Genomic DNA, 16,809 nt, shown 5'->3' with positions numbered 1-16,809 from the left:
CCGCCGCCCCCTACGGCCGGCGTGCGCTGTCTCGCTCGACCAGAGCGCTTTGGATGGCGCTTTCGATGGCGCGCACGACGATCAGGGCCGAACGTTCGTCGAGGTGCACGCCGTCGTCCCAACGCAGCTCGCTTCGCGGCGGATCGATCGGGAGCCACAGCCCGCGATCGGGAAAGGCTTCGTTGACGATCTCGTTGGTCATCCGGACCATCCGGGAGCCTTCGATCTCCGGCGCAAAGGGAACGTGGATCAGAAACGCGCGGGTGCCGTGCCGCTGCAACTCGTCGATGAGCTGCCTGATGCGGACCACATTGGCGCGAGCCGGCACGGTCGGATCGGCTTCGTTCATCTGCTCCAGCGCACGGTCGAGATAGACCTTGTTGTCGAACGTGCCCGGCGGCTGGCTGAGCAGGCGATCCCGCTCGGCGCGCGCCCGGGCGGGATCGGGTTCACCGTGTTTCCACGTTTCATAGCCCGCGACCGCTGTTCGCACCGGGCGCAAGAGCAGCGCTTCCGTGCGCGCGCCGCCGGAAAATTTCTCGATCAGCGCGCTGTCCGGCTCGCGCGTCAGGACATTCGTCTCGATCAGCACGATCTTCGGCGGGTTCGGCCGGTTCGCGACGATCTCGAGACCTGTCAACGGTGAGCCGCCCGCCAACGAAAGATTGCGGGCGCGCGGCGGCGAGAAATACTCCTCCTTGAGGCGCCAGGCGACCGAGCTGCCGACCACCACGATATCAGGCGTGGGATCCCGCACATAGCGGTTGAGGCTGACGAGGCTGCCGCCGCGGGTCGTGACCGCCGGCTGCTGCAGGGCCGAGCCGAAGCGCGCGGTGGTGAGGGCGCAGGCCAGCAGCAGCGCGGCTGCGGCCGCCGCGCACTTGACCAGCCATGAAAGCGTAAAATCCTGCTGCATGTCAGAACTGGAAGTAGATGAAAGTGCTGTCGGGCCCCGCCTCAAGACAGGCGAGCGCCGCGAGCGCGCCATAGAGATACGGCTCCCATCGCCGCAACCGGCCTTCGATGAGCGCGCCGATGCCGATATGCTGGATGATCACCGGCAAGGCATAGAGCAAAGCGAGATTGGTGAACAGCTTTGGTGGATTGGGCGCGTCCGTCGCCATGAACATTCCCTTGAGGTAGCTGAGCGCGTGGTCGAAGTTCGGCAGCTTGAAGAAGATCCAGAGCATCGTGACGCAGAAGAAGACGACGCCCATCCGGATCACCCGCACCGCAGGGCTTCCATCGCCCAGGAGTTTCAGGAACGGTCGTTCGATCACGAGCAGAAACCCGTGCGCCATGCCCCACAGGGCGTAGCTCAGGCTTGCACCATGCCAGAGCCCGCCAAGCGTCATCACGATCATCAGGTTGAGACAGGTTCGTGCCGGTCCATGACGGTTGCCGCCGAGCGGAATGTACAAATAGGTCCTGAGCCAGCTCGACAGCGAGATGTGCCAACGCGTCCAGAACTCCGAGAATGAGATCGAGATGTAGGGCAGGTTGAAGTTCACGGGCAGGCGATAGCCGAACAGCAGGCCGAGGCCGAGCGCGATCGCCGAATAGCCGAAGAAGTCGGCGTAGATCTGGTAGCTGTAGAGGAACACCAGCAGCCAGCGATCCTGCGTGCGCAGCGTCTCGTAGAGCGGGAAGTCCATATAGGACGTCATCTCGTTGAGATTGTTCGCCACATACAGCTTGAAGAAGTAGCCGACCAGAATCCACTTCGCGGCCTCGACGAAGGCAACGTCACCGAGCCGCTTGGGAGCGATCTGCGGCATGAATTGGGCCGCACGCGTGATCGGGCCGGACACGAGCTGGGGAAAGAAGATGATGTAGAGGAATACGTCGCGCAGGCGAACGGTGCGCTTCTCGCGCGTCAGGTCGACCAGCAGGCTGATGTTGTGGAACACGAAGAACGAGATGCCGATCGGCAGCGGCAGTCGCAGCAGGAAGTCGACCGGCGCGGTGCCGGTGAGATGGGCCGCGGCGGCGTCGACGAACAGGAACTTGTATTTGAAGAACGCCAGCAGGCCGAGATTGAAGACGATGCCGGCCGGCATCCAGATGCTTCGATTCTCGAACGCAAGCACCAGGCAGACATAGGTGCCGAGGACCGCGACGAGCAGCAGCGGCAGCAACTCGGGCTGGCCGAAGCCGTAGAAGAACACGCTTGCAAGGACGAGCAGCGGGACTTGGAAACTGCGCAGTGACGGCAGGTAATAGACGCCAAACACGGTCGCGACGAAGACGCCGAACTGAAATGAAGTGAAGGTCATGCCGCCCCATCTGCCCGCCCGGCATGTACCATTTTCGCATTCTCTGGCCTAGCCCTTCCACGCACGTCGCTCGCCCCGATGAGCGCGGCGGGCTTGACCTTCCGCCTCCAATCCGCTCCCTTTGGCGCGACACAATGATCCCTCACGGGACAACGCCAAGAAAACGCCAAGACAACGCCAAGATAACGCCAAGGGTTCGCTTCCATGTCTTTCGTCCTCGCCATCGACCAGGGCACCACCTCCTCGCGCGCCATCGTCTTTCGCAGCGACATCTCGATCGCCGCCCGTGCGCAGCAGGAATTTCCGCAGCACTTCCCCGCGTCGGGCTGGGTCGAGCACGAGCCGGAGGACATCTGGACCTCGACCGTGATGGTCTGCCGTGATGCGATCGAGCAGGCCGGCATCACCGCAAAGGACATCGCCGCGATCGGCATCACCAACCAGCGCGAGACCACCGTGGTGTGGGATCGCGCCACCGGACAGGCCGTGCACCGCGCCATCGTCTGGCAGGACCGCCGCACCGCCGACATCTGCGCCAAACTCAAGGCAGACGGCCGCGAGCCGGCGATCTCGCAGAAGACCGGCCTGATCATCGATCCCTATTTCTCCGGCACCAAGGTCGCCTGGATTCTCGACCACGTTCCCGGCGCGCGGGCGCGTGCCGCGCGCGGCGAGTTGATGTTCGGCACGGTTGATTGCTACCTGCTCTGGCGCCTCACCGGCGGCAAGGTGCACGCCACCGACGCCACCAACGCCTCGCGCACGCTGCTGTTCAACATCCACACGGGGCAGTGGGACGACGAGCTCTTGGAGATCATCGGCGTGCCGCGCTCGATGCTGCCCGAGGTGAAGGATTCCTCCGCCCGTTTCGGCGAGACCGTGCCAGACCTGTTCGGCGGCGCGATTGCGATCTCCGGCATCGCCGGCGACCAGCAGGCCGCGACCATCGGCCAGGCCTGCTTCCGCCCGGGCATGATGAAGTCGACCTACGGCACGGGCTGCTTTGCCCTGCTCAACACCGGCACCACGCCGGTGGCCTCTAAGAACAAGCTGCTCACCACCATCGCTTATCAGCTCGGCGGAAAGCGCACCTACGCGCTCGAAGGCTCGATCTTCGTCGCGGGCAGCGCAGTGCAATGGCTGCGCGACGGCCTCGGCATCATCAAGCACGCCGCCGAGACCGGCCCGCTCGCCGATCAGTCGGACTCCATGCAGAGCGTCTATCTGGTGCCGGCCTTCGTCGGCATGGGCGCGCCCTACTGGAATCCGCGCGTGCGCGGCGCGCTGTTCGGCCTCACCCGCAACACCGGCCCGGCCGAGCTCGCCCACGCCGCGCTGGAAAGCGTCTGCTACCAGACTTTTGACCTTTGGGCCGCGATGCGCGCCGACTGGCCGAGCTCGGAAACGGCCAGCGTCGTGCTCCGCGTCGACGGCGGCATGACCGCATCGGACTGGACCATGCAGCGCCTCGCCGATCTGCTCGACGCGCCGGTCGACCGTCCCGTGATCCAGGAGACGACGGCGTTAGGGGCTGCCTATCTCGCCGGCCTCCAGGCCGGCGTCTATCCCGAGCCGACGAAATTCGCCGACAACTGGCGGCTCGAGCACCGCTTCAAACCGAACATGAGCCAGGCGACAAGGGAGCGGAAGCTGGCGGGCTGGGCGAGGGCGGTGAAGGGCGTGCTCGCGAGCGACGAGGGCGAGGGATAGGCCGAACTCGTAGCCCGGATGGAGCGCAGCGAAATCCGGGGTTCTCTGGAAGCGATTACCCTGACCCCGCGGTGAACGAGGCGTATCCACAAACTCCGCCGTCCTGGCGAAAGCCAGGACCCACAACCACCGAGCTAAGTTGCCTTGGACCGCTGGCGGCCCCAGCCTGCCGCAACAGCGATCAGCTGTGGTAATGGGTCCTGGCTTTCGCCAGGACGACCCGGAATGTGTGGCTGGAGTTCAGCTTCAAAGAGACGCATCCCATGATCCTCCCCGACGGCCATTCCGACATCCCCGCCGGCAAGATCGCTGCCGTCGTCACTCATCTCGAGATGACCGCGCGTCCGGCGCTGCGTGACGATCCCGCCGGTGCGTGGACGCTGCGCAAGGTCGATACCCCCGCGCTTCATTGGTATCGCGACCTCCATCGCCGCGTCGGCGAGGAGTGGTTGTGGTTTTCGCGGGCGCGCATGAACGATGCCGAGCTCGCCACAATCATCCGCGCACCAGGGATCGAAGTCTACGCCCTGGTCGTGGACGGCCACGATGAAGGTCTGCTGGAGCTGGACTTTCGCGAGGCCGGCCAGTGTGAACTCGTGTATTTCGGTGTCACCGCAAAACTGATCGGCAGCGGTGCCGCCCGCTTCATGATGAACCGCGCGCTTGAGATCGCATGGTCACGCGATGTCCGTCGCGTCTGGGTGCACACCTGCACCTTCGACCACCCGTCCGCCCTCGCGTTCTACCAGCGCTCCGGCTTTCGCCCGTTCCGTCGCCAGATCGAGATCGCCGACGACCCGCGCGTCGATGGCACGGCGCCGCGGTCCGCGGCAACGCATGTGCCAATCATCGAGGAGCGCGCGGGGAAGCCGTAACCAGGACGAAGCAACTTTCTCCGAAAAGCGAAGGTGGAAGCGAAATCCGGGATTTCTCTCATTCTCACTGATCCCGGATTTCGTTGCGCCCTTTCCGGGCCAAGCCTTGTTCAGGTCGGCACTTCATATGGCGTAAGGCGCCACAGCCGTTCAGGCAGCGGTTCCATTGCCGGAAATATAAGCTCGCCATAGCTGGAGCGAAGCGGCAGATCTGGATTCCATGAGTGAATCGCAAAGACCACCCGATACTGCAGCGCGTCGGGCAAGTTGCACGGATATTCGCCGATCACCGTCTCGCCATCGGCAGTCAGAAATTTTTCGTTCCACGCCACCCGCCACTCCTTTTCAGAGCGCACTGGATCCGGCTGAACGAAGTCGCTGATGTTGAAAGCCGCATCAGGATCCGTTACGAGCACCTCGATCATAGCTACATCATCCATGTAAGAACGAAGGTACTGTTCCCATTCCTGCCGATCTTCGACCTTGAGCGGCCGTATTTCATCACCGCGACCATGTCGGCGCAGGAATTCTTTCAAGTCGTCCGGAAAATTGGTCGCGTCGCGGGAGTCGATTTCCTGACGTAGAAAGCGGCTGTACGCAGTCCAGTCAGCGCTGAGCGAATAGATTCCGATGACTGTCAGGGGAGGGGATTTGCTTGCGGTCATCTTGCAGGGTCTTGGCCAAGGTGCACGTCAAAGTAGCGCAGGTGACGACACATACCAAGATGGCCTGTCTCAAAACACCTCCTGCTTCCCTCGCGCCAACGAAAACCCGCGCTGCATCGCGTTGAAGCACGTCAACCCCGTCGGCTCCGACCGGCACGTAAACCCAGCCCGCTGCCACACCTCACCATAGGCGAGCATGGGCAATGACGGGTCCATGACCGTATCGCCGGCGCAGATGCGGCCTGCGGCTCCCTTCGCGCTCATCTCGAAGGCGTTGCCCCATTCCAGCTCGCAATCGGCCGGACGGCGCGGGCGCGCCTCCAGGTTCATGATGTCGCAGCGGAGCACGCCTTGGTCATTCCTTTGCCCGTTGTCGGTGAAGAACTGGCAGGCGATGTTTTTCGACGGCGTCTGGAAGCCGATGGGACGGTCCTGCGCGTGGACGACGTGGCCGGCCAGGGCAAGCAGGATCGACGTCAGGATGAGTCCGCGATAGGCGATCATGCGAAGCTCGCTAGCCGTTGAAATTGACCGCCGTTGTGTTGGCGCCGCAAACCAGCACCGCGACCCGCTCGCCCAGTGAGGGACGATAGCGACCGGAGAGCAAGGCGCCAAATGCGGCGGCGCCGCCGGGCTCGGCGACCAGGCGCAGGCTCGACCACAACGCCGCCTGCGCCTGCCGGATCGCGTCGTCGGTGACCAGGACGACTCGCTCGACGTGGGCCCGCGCAATCGGAAACATCAATTGTCCGACACGTCGCGGGGCGAGACTATCGGCGGCGATGCCGCCTGCGGGCGCATCGATCGGCGCGCCCGCCGCGAAGGCGGCGTGAAGCGTTGGCGATTGCTCCGGCTCGACCGCCACGATGCGCGTCCTGCCGGCGCTCCAGGCTGCCATACCGCCGATCAGGCCGCCGCCGCCGACTGCAACCAGCACCGTGTCGACGCCCGCTGCATCTTGCTCCAGCTCCATGCCGACGCTGCCCTGACCGAGCAAAGTCTCGACCTGGTCGTAAGCATGCACCGCCATGGCGCCGGTCTGCGCGACATGGGTTTCGCTCGCGGCGAGCGCGTCGGCATAGCGGCTGCCCGCGACCACGAGCTGCGCGCCGTAGCCTTTGATGCGCTCGGCCTTGGCCGGCGAGGTGATGTCGGGCACGAAAATCGTGGCCGGGATGCCGAGCCGCTGCGCCGCATAAGCCACCGCCGCGCCGTGATTGCCGCCCGATGCGGCGACGACACCGGCCTCCGGCACCTGCCGCAACAGCAGGTTGGCGAAGGCGCCGCGCGCCTTGAACGATCCGGAATGCTGCAGCATCTCGAGCTTGAAAATGACCGGTGCGGACGGCAGGCCGAAATCGGCGAGATCGGCCTGGACGAGCGGCGTGCGTCGTATGTGCGGACGGATGACGGCCTCGGTCGCCGCGATCCGCTCCCGATTGATGTCCATTGTTGCTGTCATGATGCCGTCCTTGATAGCGCATCCGGCAGACGCTGTCGCGGCGCCGTTGCATCCGGCGCAATGCTCCACTTCCATGATTTTGCTTGCGCCACTGCGGCCTTGCCGTGGAAACTGATCGGCCCTGCCTCGTCCAAAGCCAGAAGAGCGCAAAACCATGTTCCTGATCGGCCAATACGATTCCCCCTTCGTTCGCCGCGTCGCGATTGCGCTCCGGCTTTACGGGCTTGCCTTCGAGCACCGGCCGTGGTCGACCTTCGGCGATGCCGACAAGATCGCGCCCTATAATCCGCTGCGCCGCGTACCGACGCTGGTGCTCGACGACGGCGAGGCGCTGATCGAGAGCACGATCATCCTCGATTATCTCGACGAGATGGTGGGGCCGGAGAAAGCGATGCTGCCGCGAGGCGGCGCCGAACGGCGCAAGCACCTGCGCATCTGTGCGCTCGCCTCCGGCCTCGGCGACAAGGCGGTGAGCCTGCTCTACGAGCGCGTGCTGCGGAAGGAGCAGCTCACGCTGTGGGTCGAGCGCTGCCAGGCGCAGATCGCGGACGTCTTGAGCGTGCTGGAGGCCGAACGCGCCAAGGTGCCGACGCCGTACTGGCTGGGCGACCGCATCGGCCACGCCGACATCGCGGTGGCCTGCGTCGTCCGCTTCACGCGCGAGGCGCACCCGCAGCTGTTCGAGCCCTCGCGTTATCCGGCGCTGTCGGCACATGCCGAACGCTGCGAGGCGCTGGCGCCGTTCCGGGATATCGTGCAACCGCTGGCACCACCGAAGGGGTGAGCCTTTTCAATTCTCCCCGCGGGCGTCAGGCAATTGCATATGAAGAAACATATGGCCGGAAGCTCGACTGCGGCCATCCTTCGAGACGCCCGCCTGCGGCGGGCCCTCAGGATGAGGGATGAGTATGCGGCAGCATTTCAACGCAGATGGATGCAGCTGAGCCTCATCCTGAGGAGGCCGCGAAGCGGTCGTCTCGAAGGACGAGGCGCTCGCTCAGGCGCCGCTGAGACGTCATATGCGATTGCCCTGCCGCTAGCGGGGAGAGGCGAAGGGAGAGGCGCCGCTACGCAAAGCCGACCTTGATAAGGATGGTCAGGAAAAGGCCTCCGACCACCGCGCAGACTGCGGCACCGATCAGCGGCCCCAGCGCGCCTTCCCGGCTTGCAGGCTCCAGCACGGCTTGTCCCGGCTGGTCCGGATCGTAATAAACCTTCACACTCTGCCCGGGACGATATTTCGCCGCGGCCTCTGCGGCGACCTCGCGCAGCCCGGAGATCATGGTGCCGTTCCAATCGACTTCGGTGCCGATGAAGTCGCGCTTGCCGACCCTGTAGGCGTAGCGCAGGTCGACCTGATAGCGGTGTACGAGCTTTGAAGTCGTCGGTCGATTGTCATGCTCGGTCTTCTCCTCGACGATTTCCTCAATCACGTCGCAATGGGTGACCCTGCCCGACGCGGTCGGCCAGCGCAGGCTGGCGCTCGCCAGCCGGCGCGTCCGGACATACTCGGCGACGCAGAACACGCCGCCCACGAGCACGATGATCGGCAGCCCGAACGCGAACAGCGGAACGCCATTGTCGGCGTAGAGCACGTGACCCGCGAGTGAATGCGCGGTCAGGGTGGCCGCAATGAAACCGAACACGATCGTGAACGCCACCAGCGCCGCGACGTTCTGCGCGGCAGCGGGCTCCAGCAGCGCCTCGGTCGGTTGCTTCGGATCGACATGGACGTCGACATGCGCGCCGACCGGATATCGTCCGGTCAGTTTTGCGGCCAGGACCCTCGTCGTAATGGCGGGGCCGCCGACAAAGATCTTGTCGCTTTCCAGCTCCTGGCCGCCGGCCTGATAACGATAGCGGATGATGGGCTTGGCGTCGTTCCGATCGTCCGAGGCGTGCGCCGTGGGCTGGTCGACCCTGGAGACCGTGATGATGCCCTCCACCTTGTCCCAGCTCCGCGCGGCCTGCATCCGGCCCCGCATGCGGACCAGATTGAACAGCATCAATCCAGACAGCAGCACTGCGATGCCGGCGGCAATCTGTGTCCACATCAATTGTTGGGCGTTCAGCATCCGATTCCCCTGCTCTTTGGCGGCGACCGCCATTGGTCGCCGCGAGCGCGCGTTACGTTCACGGCAGGGATGGGTGCGGCGTCGATCCTACTTCCGCGTACAGGGCTTGATCTCCCCCGTCGCGGTCTTCAGGACGATCGGGTTTGGCGACAATCTTATCCCAAAGAACAATTGAGAGCCGGACACCTTGTCGTCTGACCCCTGGTGTACGTCCAGGTCGAGCTTCGCGGCGATCTCGGATGTCAGCTTGGCCTTCTCCTCCATCGAAATCTCGTCGTGATATTTGATTTCGTAGACGACGTCGGCCTCCAGCACGGACCGCGTCTGGCACACGACGCCGCCGCTCGAAACGTTCTGGGTGACCGCGTCCGCGCATTCGGCCTTCAGCAATGCGTTCCGGGTCGATATCAGCGACTCGTCGGAAATCAGGAGAATGTTGGCGTTCTCGAGTTTGAGGTTGACTGCCTCGACCTGCTGCATCCCGGCGACGGCCGACAGCTTGTCCCTGACCTGGGCCGACACGTCGAGCTTTTTCTCAAGCGACTGCTTCAGGTCCCGGTCAACGGTCCGCGATTTCTGGATCTTGCCGGTCAGCAGCGTGGGATCGACATCGCAGGTCGGATGCAGCTCCAGCCGGCCGTTGCTGAGATATTCGATCGTGTTGATCGTGCCAGGGCCGCCGAAGGTGCTTGGCGGCACCACCTCGAAATATCCGGTCTCGGAGAGGATGGCGGTGATCGTCTGCTTCTTTCGCGGGAATCCGGCCCAGACCGAGACCATCAGGAGGGCTATCGCGACAAAAACTCCGCTACCAAGCCAAAGCCATTTGCGGCTTGCTATTTTCCTGGGCAGCACAACTGACTTCGCTCGCCGCATGGCACGTAGCCTTTCGGACAGTCCGCCGAGGCAATCGAGGGCAGCACGACAAGAACGATCGCGGCGACGAAGAGTGCAATGAACTGCTTCATATGTTCGATCCCAACCAAACCAGCGGTTTGAAGGTAGTAGACCGACAGAATAGCGAATCAAGGTTGAGCCGACAAGTGAACGAGTTCACAAGCGGCGGGTTCCCGAGCGGCGCATCCGCAGCTGTTCGATGCCTTGCGTCGTCCGGTACAGGCTGAGCATTTGCTTCGCCAATGTCGTCCTGGCGAAAGCCAGGACCCATTACCCCAGCGGGTAATTTGGCGAAGATTCGTCGTTCGGTATCGCCAGCGATCGTCACCGATGGATCACGCGGTATGGGTCCTGGCGTTCGCCGGCTTTCGCCAGGACGACACCGAACGTGTGGCACGCGCCCATGATGGCGACGGGCGAGGCAGTGAGTATCAAACGGGCGCGGTGGGCGATCGTGCATTCATACAGGTGTTTTGCCCGACGCCGCAAGCCGTTTCGGTAAGGCCGAAAATTTATCGAGCTTTTTCAACCCCATCCCTACTGTGCATGGGGTTGTTTTCTCGCTTTTGCTTGGAGGCGGGCCTATCCCGCGCCCGCGCGCTTCTTCTGCCAGACGAGATGCACCGCGCAGGTGCAGCCCGGCGGATGCGACGCGAGGTCCTTCGACGTCTCGTCATTCGCCGGGGTTGCCGCGAACGCCGCTTTGTCGCTCGCGCCCTCTCGCGCCGGGATGTAGTTCAAGATCGGTGCGAGCCAGCGCTCGGCCTCGGCGACCGTCATGCCCTTGCGCGCGGCATAATCCTCGACCTGATCGCGCTCGATCTTGCCGACGCCGAAATAATAGCTCGCGGGATTCGCGAGGTAGAGCCCCGACACGGAAGAGCCCGGCCACATCGCAAAGCTCTCGGTCAGCTTCACGCCGGCGGTGTTCTCGGCGTCGAGCAGTTCGAACAGCGTCGCCTTCTCGGTGTGATCGGGCTGCGCCGGATAGCCGGGGGCGGGGCGGATGCCCTGGTACTTTTCGAGGATCAGCTCGTTAGTCGACAGCGCCTCGTCAGGCGCATAGGCCCAGAACTCGCGGCGCACGCGGGCATGCATGCGCTCGGCGAAGGCCTCCGCAAGGCGGTCGGCCAGCGCCTTGCACAGGATCGAGGAGTAGTCGTCATTGGCCATCTTGAAACGGTCGGCGACCACATCCTCGCCGATGCCGGCGGTGACGACGAAGCCGCCGACATAGTCAGGCACGCCGGCGGGCGCGATGAAGTCGGAGAGCGCGGCGTTGAAACGGCCCTCGCGCTTCTCGAGCTGCTGACGCAGCGTGTGCAGCGTCGCGATCTCCTTGGTGCGGCTCTCGTCGGCATAGAGCACGATGTCGTCACCCTGCGCATTCGCCGGCCAGAAGCCGACGGTGGCGCGCGCGCGGAACCATTTTTCCTTGACGATCAGATCGAGCATTTTCCGCGCATCGTCGTAGAGCGAGCGCGCGACTTCGCCGACCTTGGCATCGTCGAGGATGGCGGGGAAGCGCCCGGCGAGCTCCCAGGTCTGGAAGAACGGCGTCCAGTCGATATAGGGCACGAGCTCGGCGAGATCGTAGTCGTCAAAGCTCCGGGTGCCGAGGAAGGTCGGCTTCACCGGCTTGTTGGCGGCAAAGTCGACCGGCACGCGGTTGGCGCGGGCAGTCGCCAGCTTCAGCCGCTTCTTGTCGGCCTGGGCGCGCACATGCGCGTCCGAGATTTTTGCGTATTCGGCACGCACCTCGGCGGCATAGGCCTCGCGCTTCTCGGGCGACAGCAGCGCAGACGCAACACCAACGGCGCGGCTGGCGTCGTTGACATGCACCACGGGGCCGGCGCGATAGCTCGGGTCGATCTTCACGGCCGTATGCACGCGGCTCGTGGTGGCGCCGCCGATCAAGAGCGGCAGCTTGAGGCCTTCGCGCTGCAATTCGCCGGCGAAGAACGCCATCTCGTCGAGCGAGGGCGTGATCAGGCCGGACAGGCCGACGATGTCGGCCTTCTCCGCCTTCACGGTCTCGACGATCTTGGCCGCAGGCACCATCACGCCGAGGTCGATGACCTCGTAATTATTGCACTGGAGCACGATGCCGACGATGTTCTTGCCGATGTCGTGGACGTCGCCCTTCACGGTCGCGAGCACGATCTTGCCGGCGGACGAGGAGCCTTCCGTGCCGATGCCGTTGGCGAGATTGCGCGCCTTCTCCTCTTCCATGAACGGCATCAGCCAGGCGACAGCCTGCTTCATCACGCGCGCGGATTTCACCACTTGCGGCAGGAACATTTTTCCATCGCCGAAGAGATCACCGACCACGTTCATGCCGGCCATCAGCGGGCCCTCGATCACGTCGAGCGGCCGCGTCGAGGCCTTGCGGGCTTCCTCGGTATCCTGCTCGATGAATTCCGTGATGCCGTGAACCAGCGCGTGCGACAGCCGCTTCGCCACCGGCCATTCGCGCCAGGCGAGATCGGCTTCCTTGGTCTGGGTCTTGTTGCCACGGAATTTTTCCGCGAGCGCCAGCAAACGCTCGGACGCACCGGGGTCGCGGTTGAGGATGACGTCCTCGCACACCTGGCGCAATTCGGCATCGATGTCGTCATAGACGATCATCTGCCCGGCGTTGACGATACCCATGTCCATGCCGGCCTTGATGGCGTGATACAGGAACACCGAGTGCATGGCCTCGCGCACCGGCTCGTTGCCGCGGAACGAGAACGACAGGTTGGACACACCACCAGAAATGTGCGCGCCCGGCAGATTCTTGCGGATCCAGCGCGTCGCCTCGATGAAGTCGACGCCGTAATTGTTGTGTTCCTCGATGCCGGTTGCGATCGCAAAGATATTCGGATCGAAGATAATGTCTTCCGGCGGGAAGCCGACGCGGTTCACCAGGATGTCGTAGGCGCGCTTGCAGATCTCGGTCTTGCGTTTGAAGGTATCGGCCTGGCCGACCTCGTCGAACGCCATCACCACCACGGCCGCGCCGTGACGGCGGGCGATCTTGGCCTCGAAGATGAACTTCTCTTCGCCTTCCTTCATCGAGATCGAATTGACGACCGGCTTGCCCTGCACGCATTTCAGGCCGGCCTCGATCACGGAGAATTTCGAAGAATCGACCATCACGGGCACGCGGGCGATGTCGGGCTCGGCGGCGACGAGGTTGAGGAAGGTCACCATCGCCGCTTCCGAGTCCAGAAGACCCTCGTCCATGTTGACGTCGATGATCTGCGCGCCGTTCTCGACTTGGTCGCGCGCCACTTGCAGCGCTGCCGTGTAGTCGCCGTTGGTGATCAGCTTGCGGAAGCGGGCAGAGCCTGTGACGTTGGTGCGCTCGCCGACGTTCACGAAAGGAATGGCGTCGGTCAGGATGAACGGCTCGAGGCCGGAGAGTCTCAAGCGAGGTTCGATCTCCGGCACGATGCGCGGCTTGTGCGGTGCGACCGCGGCGGCGATCGCCGCGATATGGTCCGGCGTGGTGCCGCAGCAGCCGCCGACGATGTTGACGAGGCCGTCGCGCGCGAACTCGCCGACCAGGCGGGCCATGTATTCCGGGGTCTCGTCATACTGGCCGAACTCGTTGGGCAGGCCGGCATTGGGGTAAGCACAAACAAGAGTGTCGGCGACGCGGCCGATATCGGCGATATGCGCGCGCAGATCTTCGGCGCCGAGCGCGCAGTTGAAGCCGATGGTGACGGGCTTTGTGTGCCGCACCGAATTCCAGAACGCCTCCGGCAACTGGCCGGACAGCAGGCGGCCGGACTTGTCCGTGATGGTGCCCGACACCATCACGGGCATGTCGATGCCGCGCTGTTCGGTGATCTCGGCGATCGCGTAGAGCGCCGCCTTGGCGTTCAGCGTGTCGAAGATGGTCTCGACCAGCAGCAGATCGACGCCGCCGTCGAGCATGCCGTTGATCTGCTCGCCATAGGATTTGCGCAGATCGTCGAACGTGACGGCGCGGTAGCCGGGATTGGAAACGTCGGGCGAGATCGAGGCGGTGCGGTTGGTCGGTCCGATGGCGCCGGCGACGAAGCGCGGCTTGCCGTCCTCGGCCTCGACGCGGCGTGCGGCATTGCCCGCGAGCCGGGCGCCTTCGCGCGCCATCTCGTAGACGATGTCGGTGAGGTCGTAATCGGCCTGCGCGATCGAGGTCGTGGAGAAGGTGTTGGTCGCGACGATGTCGGCGCCGGCACGCAAATAGGCGGCGTGGATGTCCTCGATCGCCTGCGGCTGGGTCAGGATCAAGAGGTCGTTGTTGCCGCGCAAATCGCGATGGAAGTTCTTGAAACGCTCGCCGCGGAAGGCGGCCTCGTCGAACTGGAGGTTCTGGATCATCGTGCCCATGGCGCCGTCGAGCACGAGAATGCGCTCGCGCGCGGCGTTGAGCAGGGCAGTTCGCTTGGGAGAGGTGGATACGGTCATGGTGTCTTACGCCGCCTTCTGCGCGCTCTTGGCGCGGATGCCGAGCAAATGGCTGATCGCGAACACGAGATCGGCGCGGTTCATGGTGTAGAAATGAAAGGTGTCGACGCCGTGCTTCGCCAGCTTCTGCACCTGGCCGGCCGCGACGGTGGCCGCCACCAGCTTGCGGGTCTCGGCGTCGTCATCGAGCCCCTCGAATTTCGCGGCGAACCAGTCCGGCACGGACGTGCCGGCGCGGGTGACGAAGGCTCTCGCCTGCTTGAAATTGTGCATGGGCATGATGCCCGGCACGATCGGGATGTTGATCCCGCGCGCGCGCACGCGGTCGAGATAGCGGAAGTAGAGATCGTTATCGAAGAAGACCTGCGTGATCGCGCGGGTCGCACCCGCCTCGACCTTGGCCTTCAGCGTGTCGATATCATCGTCGAAGTCGCGCGCCTCGGGGTGCTTCTCGGGATAGGCCGAGACCGACACCTCGATGTCGCCGTGCCGCTTCTTGATGCTGGCGACGAGGTCGGCGGAGCTTTGATAGCCGTCGGGATGGCTGGCATAGGCCGTGCCGATGCCGCCCGCGGGATCGCCGCGCAGGCCGACGATGTGGCGGACGCCGACCTCGTGATAACGGTCGACGATCTCGTCGATCTCGCCGCGCGAGGCGCCGACGCAGGTCAGATGCGCGGCCGGCAGCAGCGCGGTCTCCTTGAGGATGCGCGTGATGGTCGAGTGGGTGCGCTCACGGGTCGAGCCGCCGGCGCCATAGGTCACCGAAACGAATTTCGGGTCGAGCGGGGCCAGCCGGTTGATCGTGTCCCAGAGATTGCGCTCCATATCTTCCGTCTTGGGCGGAAAAAACTCGAACGAGATCGCAGGCCGCTTCAGGTGCCCGTCTTGCCCGTCGGTGTGGGCAGGCGTCGTCACGTCAGTCATGGCACCACTCATTCCAGTTTCAGGCGGCCGGCATTCAGGTCTGGTTTCGGAGGCCTAAGATAGGGCAAAGGCGGGCTGATCGACAGCCCATCATCAATGGGAAGTCGCCCACTTTTGGTGCATTGAGTTGAGTTTTTGTACCCTGCCGGCAAATCGTGGGATGCCTGATTTGAGAAAAAAAGTTCATAATATCAAGATTTTGACGGAATTCAGGTGGTTTGGCAGCCGATTTTTTGTTGGTGGGCGATTGTGGGTTTAAGGTGATGAGGGGTTTTCGTCCCAACGGCTCGCTTAAGCGTACCGACTCGCGACCTGCACGTCAGACCTGCGCGGCCTGCCCATTGCCGCCGCGCTGCCCTCGACTACGTTAACGCGCCATGATCCCGCTCTCAGTCCTCGATCTCTCCGTCGTCACAACAGGCACAAAGCCCGCCGCGGCGCTGCGCAACAGCATCGATCTGGCGCGCCATGTCGACGGGCTCGGCTATGTCCGCTATTGGCTCGCCGAGCATCACAACCTCGCCTCCGTCGCGAGCCCGGCCCCCGACGTGATGATCGGGCAGATCGCGGCGGTGACGAAGCACATCCGCGTCGGCTCCGGCGGCGTGATGCTGCCCAATCACGCGCCGCTGGTCGTGGCCGAGCGCTTCAAGATGCTGGAGGCGCTGTTTCCCGGCCGCATCGATCTCGGCCTCGGCCGCGCCCCCGGCACCGATGGCGCCACGGCCTATGCGCTGCGTAGCAGGCTCGATCGCCGCGAAGGCGACGATTTCCTCGAGCGGCTGCACGAATTGATCCTGTGGCAGACCCGGGAATTCCCCTCCGGCCATCCCTACCACAACGTCGTCGCGATGCCCGACGATACGCCGTTGCCGCCGATCTGGCTGCTCGGCTCCAGCGATTATTCCTCGGAGCTCGCCGCGCAGGTCGGCATGGGCTTCGCCTTCGCCCATCATTTTGCGTCCCACGATGCGATCGATGCGATGGTGCATTACCGCAATCGTTTTCAGCCCACGGCCTGGAGCGCGAGCCCGCGCGCGATCCTCGCCGTCGCCGTCATCACCGCGGACACCGATGATGAGGCCGAAAAGCTCGCCACCTCCTTCGATCTCAACCGCTTGCGCCGCGACCGCGGCCAGTATCTGCCGCTGCCCAGTGTCGAAGAGGCGCTGGCCTATCCCTACACGGGCTCTGAGCGCACCTCGATCTCGCGCAACCGCTCGCGCCTGTTCGTCGGCAGCCCTGCGACGGTGCAGAAGACGCTGCAGCCGCTGATCGACGCGAGCAAGCCGGATGAGTTGATGGTGATCACGGCTGTGTACGATCACGACGCGCGGAAGAAATCGTATTCGCTGTTGGCAGATGCATTCGGGCTGAGAGCGGCCGCGTAAACACTCTCGTGCCCCGGACGCAGCGCAGCGCCCTTCAGCGGTGCACTGCAGAGCCGGGGCCCATGGCGCCTCTGCGCTTCGCAGCCTCTGG

Annotated in this window: 13 protein-coding genes; 4 read left to right on the top strand and 9 right to left on the bottom strand. The window is 64.1% G+C overall.

Features of this window, described 5'->3' with window-relative positions; translation table 11 throughout:
* Positions 1 to 10: 10 nt before the first annotated feature.
* Both QCM77_RS25930 and QCM77_RS25925 read right to left on the bottom strand, forming a co-directional pair.
* Complete coding sequence (locus QCM77_RS25930) at positions 11 to 916, bottom strand: hypothetical protein (RefSeq protein WP_279685426.1); 906 nt, start codon at positions 914 to 916, stop codon at positions 11 to 13.
* A gap of 1 nt (position 917) precedes the next feature.
* A complete protein-coding gene (locus tag QCM77_RS25925; RefSeq protein ID WP_279685425.1) occupies positions 918 to 2,276 on the bottom strand; it encodes an MBOAT family O-acyltransferase in 1,359 nt (452 codons plus the stop codon).
* A gap of 204 nt (positions 2,277 to 2,480) precedes the next feature.
* Between QCM77_RS25925 and glpK the strand changes: the two genes are divergently transcribed.
* Positions 2,481 to 3,986, top strand: coding sequence for a glycerol kinase GlpK (gene glpK, locus QCM77_RS25920; RefSeq protein ID WP_279685424.1), 1,506 nt, complete (start codon positions 2,481 to 2,483; stop codon positions 3,984 to 3,986).
* A 263-nt stretch (positions 3,987 to 4,249) separates the two neighbouring features.
* Positions 4,250 to 4,861: a GNAT family N-acetyltransferase gene (locus tag QCM77_RS25915; protein WP_279662424.1), complete on the top strand. Its 612-nt coding sequence runs from the start codon at positions 4,250 to 4,252 to the stop codon at positions 4,859 to 4,861.
* 110 nt (positions 4,862 to 4,971) lie between these two features.
* Here the strand turns inward: QCM77_RS25915 and QCM77_RS25910 are convergent, their stop codons facing one another.
* The 3 genes from QCM77_RS25910 to QCM77_RS25900 all read right to left on the bottom strand — a co-directional run bounded on the left by QCM77_RS25910 (position 4,972) and on the right by QCM77_RS25900 (position 6,988).
* Complete coding sequence (locus QCM77_RS25910; protein WP_279685423.1) at positions 4,972 to 5,526, bottom strand: hypothetical protein; 555 nt, start codon at positions 5,524 to 5,526, stop codon at positions 4,972 to 4,974.
* 69 nt (positions 5,527 to 5,595) lie between these two features.
* Positions 5,596 to 6,030, bottom strand: a complete 435-nt coding sequence (locus QCM77_RS25905) for a DUF6636 domain-containing protein (RefSeq protein ID WP_279685422.1) — start codon at positions 6,028 to 6,030, stop codon at positions 5,596 to 5,598.
* 10 nt (positions 6,031 to 6,040) lie between these two features.
* Positions 6,041 to 6,988 (bottom strand): threonine/serine dehydratase, encoded by a 948-nt coding sequence (locus QCM77_RS25900; protein WP_279685421.1) that lies wholly within the window; start codon positions 6,986 to 6,988, stop codon positions 6,041 to 6,043.
* Positions 6,989 to 7,142: 154 nt separating this feature from the next.
* On the opposite strand from QCM77_RS25900, the gene QCM77_RS25895 reads away from it, so the two are divergent.
* Positions 7,143 to 7,772 (top strand): glutathione S-transferase family protein, encoded by a 630-nt coding sequence (locus QCM77_RS25895; protein ID WP_279685420.1) that lies wholly within the window; start codon positions 7,143 to 7,145, stop codon positions 7,770 to 7,772.
* Positions 7,773 to 8,055: 283 nt separating this feature from the next.
* Here QCM77_RS25895 and QCM77_RS25890 read toward each other — a convergent pair whose 3' ends face one another.
* The 4 genes from QCM77_RS25890 to metF form a co-directional block, all read right to left on the bottom strand.
* Complete coding sequence (locus QCM77_RS25890) at positions 8,056 to 9,063, bottom strand: DUF3592 domain-containing protein (protein ID WP_279685419.1); 1,008 nt, start codon at positions 9,061 to 9,063, stop codon at positions 8,056 to 8,058.
* Between the two features lie 87 nt (positions 9,064 to 9,150).
* On the bottom strand, positions 9,151 to 9,843 hold the full coding sequence (locus tag QCM77_RS25885) for a hypothetical protein (RefSeq protein ID WP_279662430.1): 693 nt from the start codon (positions 9,841 to 9,843) through the stop codon (positions 9,151 to 9,153).
* A gap of 699 nt (positions 9,844 to 10,542) precedes the next feature.
* Positions 10,543 to 14,400, bottom strand: coding sequence for a methionine synthase (metH, locus tag QCM77_RS25880; protein WP_279685418.1), 3,858 nt, complete (start codon positions 14,398 to 14,400; stop codon positions 10,543 to 10,545).
* Between the two features lie 6 nt (positions 14,401 to 14,406).
* Positions 14,407 to 15,327, bottom strand: coding sequence for a methylenetetrahydrofolate reductase [NAD(P)H] (metF, locus tag QCM77_RS25875; protein WP_279685417.1), 921 nt, complete (start codon positions 15,325 to 15,327; stop codon positions 14,407 to 14,409).
* A 377-nt stretch (positions 15,328 to 15,704) separates the two neighbouring features.
* Here metF and QCM77_RS25870 point away from each other — a divergent pair, with 377 nt between their 5' ends.
* Positions 15,705 to 16,718: an LLM class flavin-dependent oxidoreductase gene (locus QCM77_RS25870; RefSeq protein WP_279685416.1), complete on the top strand. Its 1,014-nt coding sequence runs from the start codon at positions 15,705 to 15,707 to the stop codon at positions 16,716 to 16,718.
* The last annotated feature ends 91 nt before the right edge of the window (positions 16,719 to 16,809 follow it).

Origin of the sequence: Bradyrhizobium nivariense, from assembly GCF_029846695.2 — a bacterium.
GTDB lineage: Bacteria > Pseudomonadota > Alphaproteobacteria > Rhizobiales > Xanthobacteraceae > Bradyrhizobium.
The sequence above is the reverse complement of the archived record's forward strand: the minus strand, read 5'-3'. Positions and strand labels throughout refer to the sequence as shown.

Coding starts and splice junctions, on each gene's coding strand:
- QCM77_RS25925 (WP_279685425.1), bottom strand. CDS start 2,276: ATGACCTTCACTTCATTTCAGTTCGGCGTCTTCGTCGCGACCGTGTTT.
- metF (WP_279685417.1), bottom strand. CDS start 15,327: ATGACTGACGTGACGACGCCTGCCCACACCGACGGGCAAGACGGGCAC.
- QCM77_RS25930 (WP_279685426.1), bottom strand. CDS start 916: ATGCAGCAGGATTTTACGCTTTCATGGCTGGTCAAGTGCGCGGCGGCC.
- QCM77_RS25885 (WP_279662430.1), bottom strand. CDS start 9,843: ATGGTCTCGGTCTGGGCCGGATTCCCGCGAAAGAAGCAGACGATCACC.
- QCM77_RS25905 (WP_279685422.1), bottom strand. CDS start 6,030: ATGATCGCCTATCGCGGACTCATCCTGACGTCGATCCTGCTTGCCCTG.
- metH (WP_279685418.1), bottom strand. CDS start 14,400: ATGACCGTATCCACCTCTCCCAAGCGAACTGCCCTGCTCAACGCCGCG.
- QCM77_RS25900 (WP_279685421.1), bottom strand. CDS start 6,988: ATGACAGCAACAATGGACATCAATCGGGAGCGGATCGCGGCGACCGAG.
- QCM77_RS25915 (WP_279662424.1), top strand. CDS start 4,250: ATGATCCTCCCCGACGGCCATTCCGACATCCCCGCCGGCAAGATCGCT.
- QCM77_RS25910 (WP_279685423.1), bottom strand. CDS start 5,526: ATGACCGCAAGCAAATCCCCTCCCCTGACAGTCATCGGAATCTATTCG.
- QCM77_RS25895 (WP_279685420.1), top strand. CDS start 7,143: ATGTTCCTGATCGGCCAATACGATTCCCCCTTCGTTCGCCGCGTCGCG.
- QCM77_RS25890 (WP_279685419.1), bottom strand. CDS start 9,063: ATGCTGAACGCCCAACAATTGATGTGGACACAGATTGCCGCCGGCATC.
- QCM77_RS25870 (WP_279685416.1), top strand. CDS start 15,705: ATGATCCCGCTCTCAGTCCTCGATCTCTCCGTCGTCACAACAGGCACA.
- glpK (WP_279685424.1), top strand. CDS start 2,481: ATGTCTTTCGTCCTCGCCATCGACCAGGGCACCACCTCCTCGCGCGCC.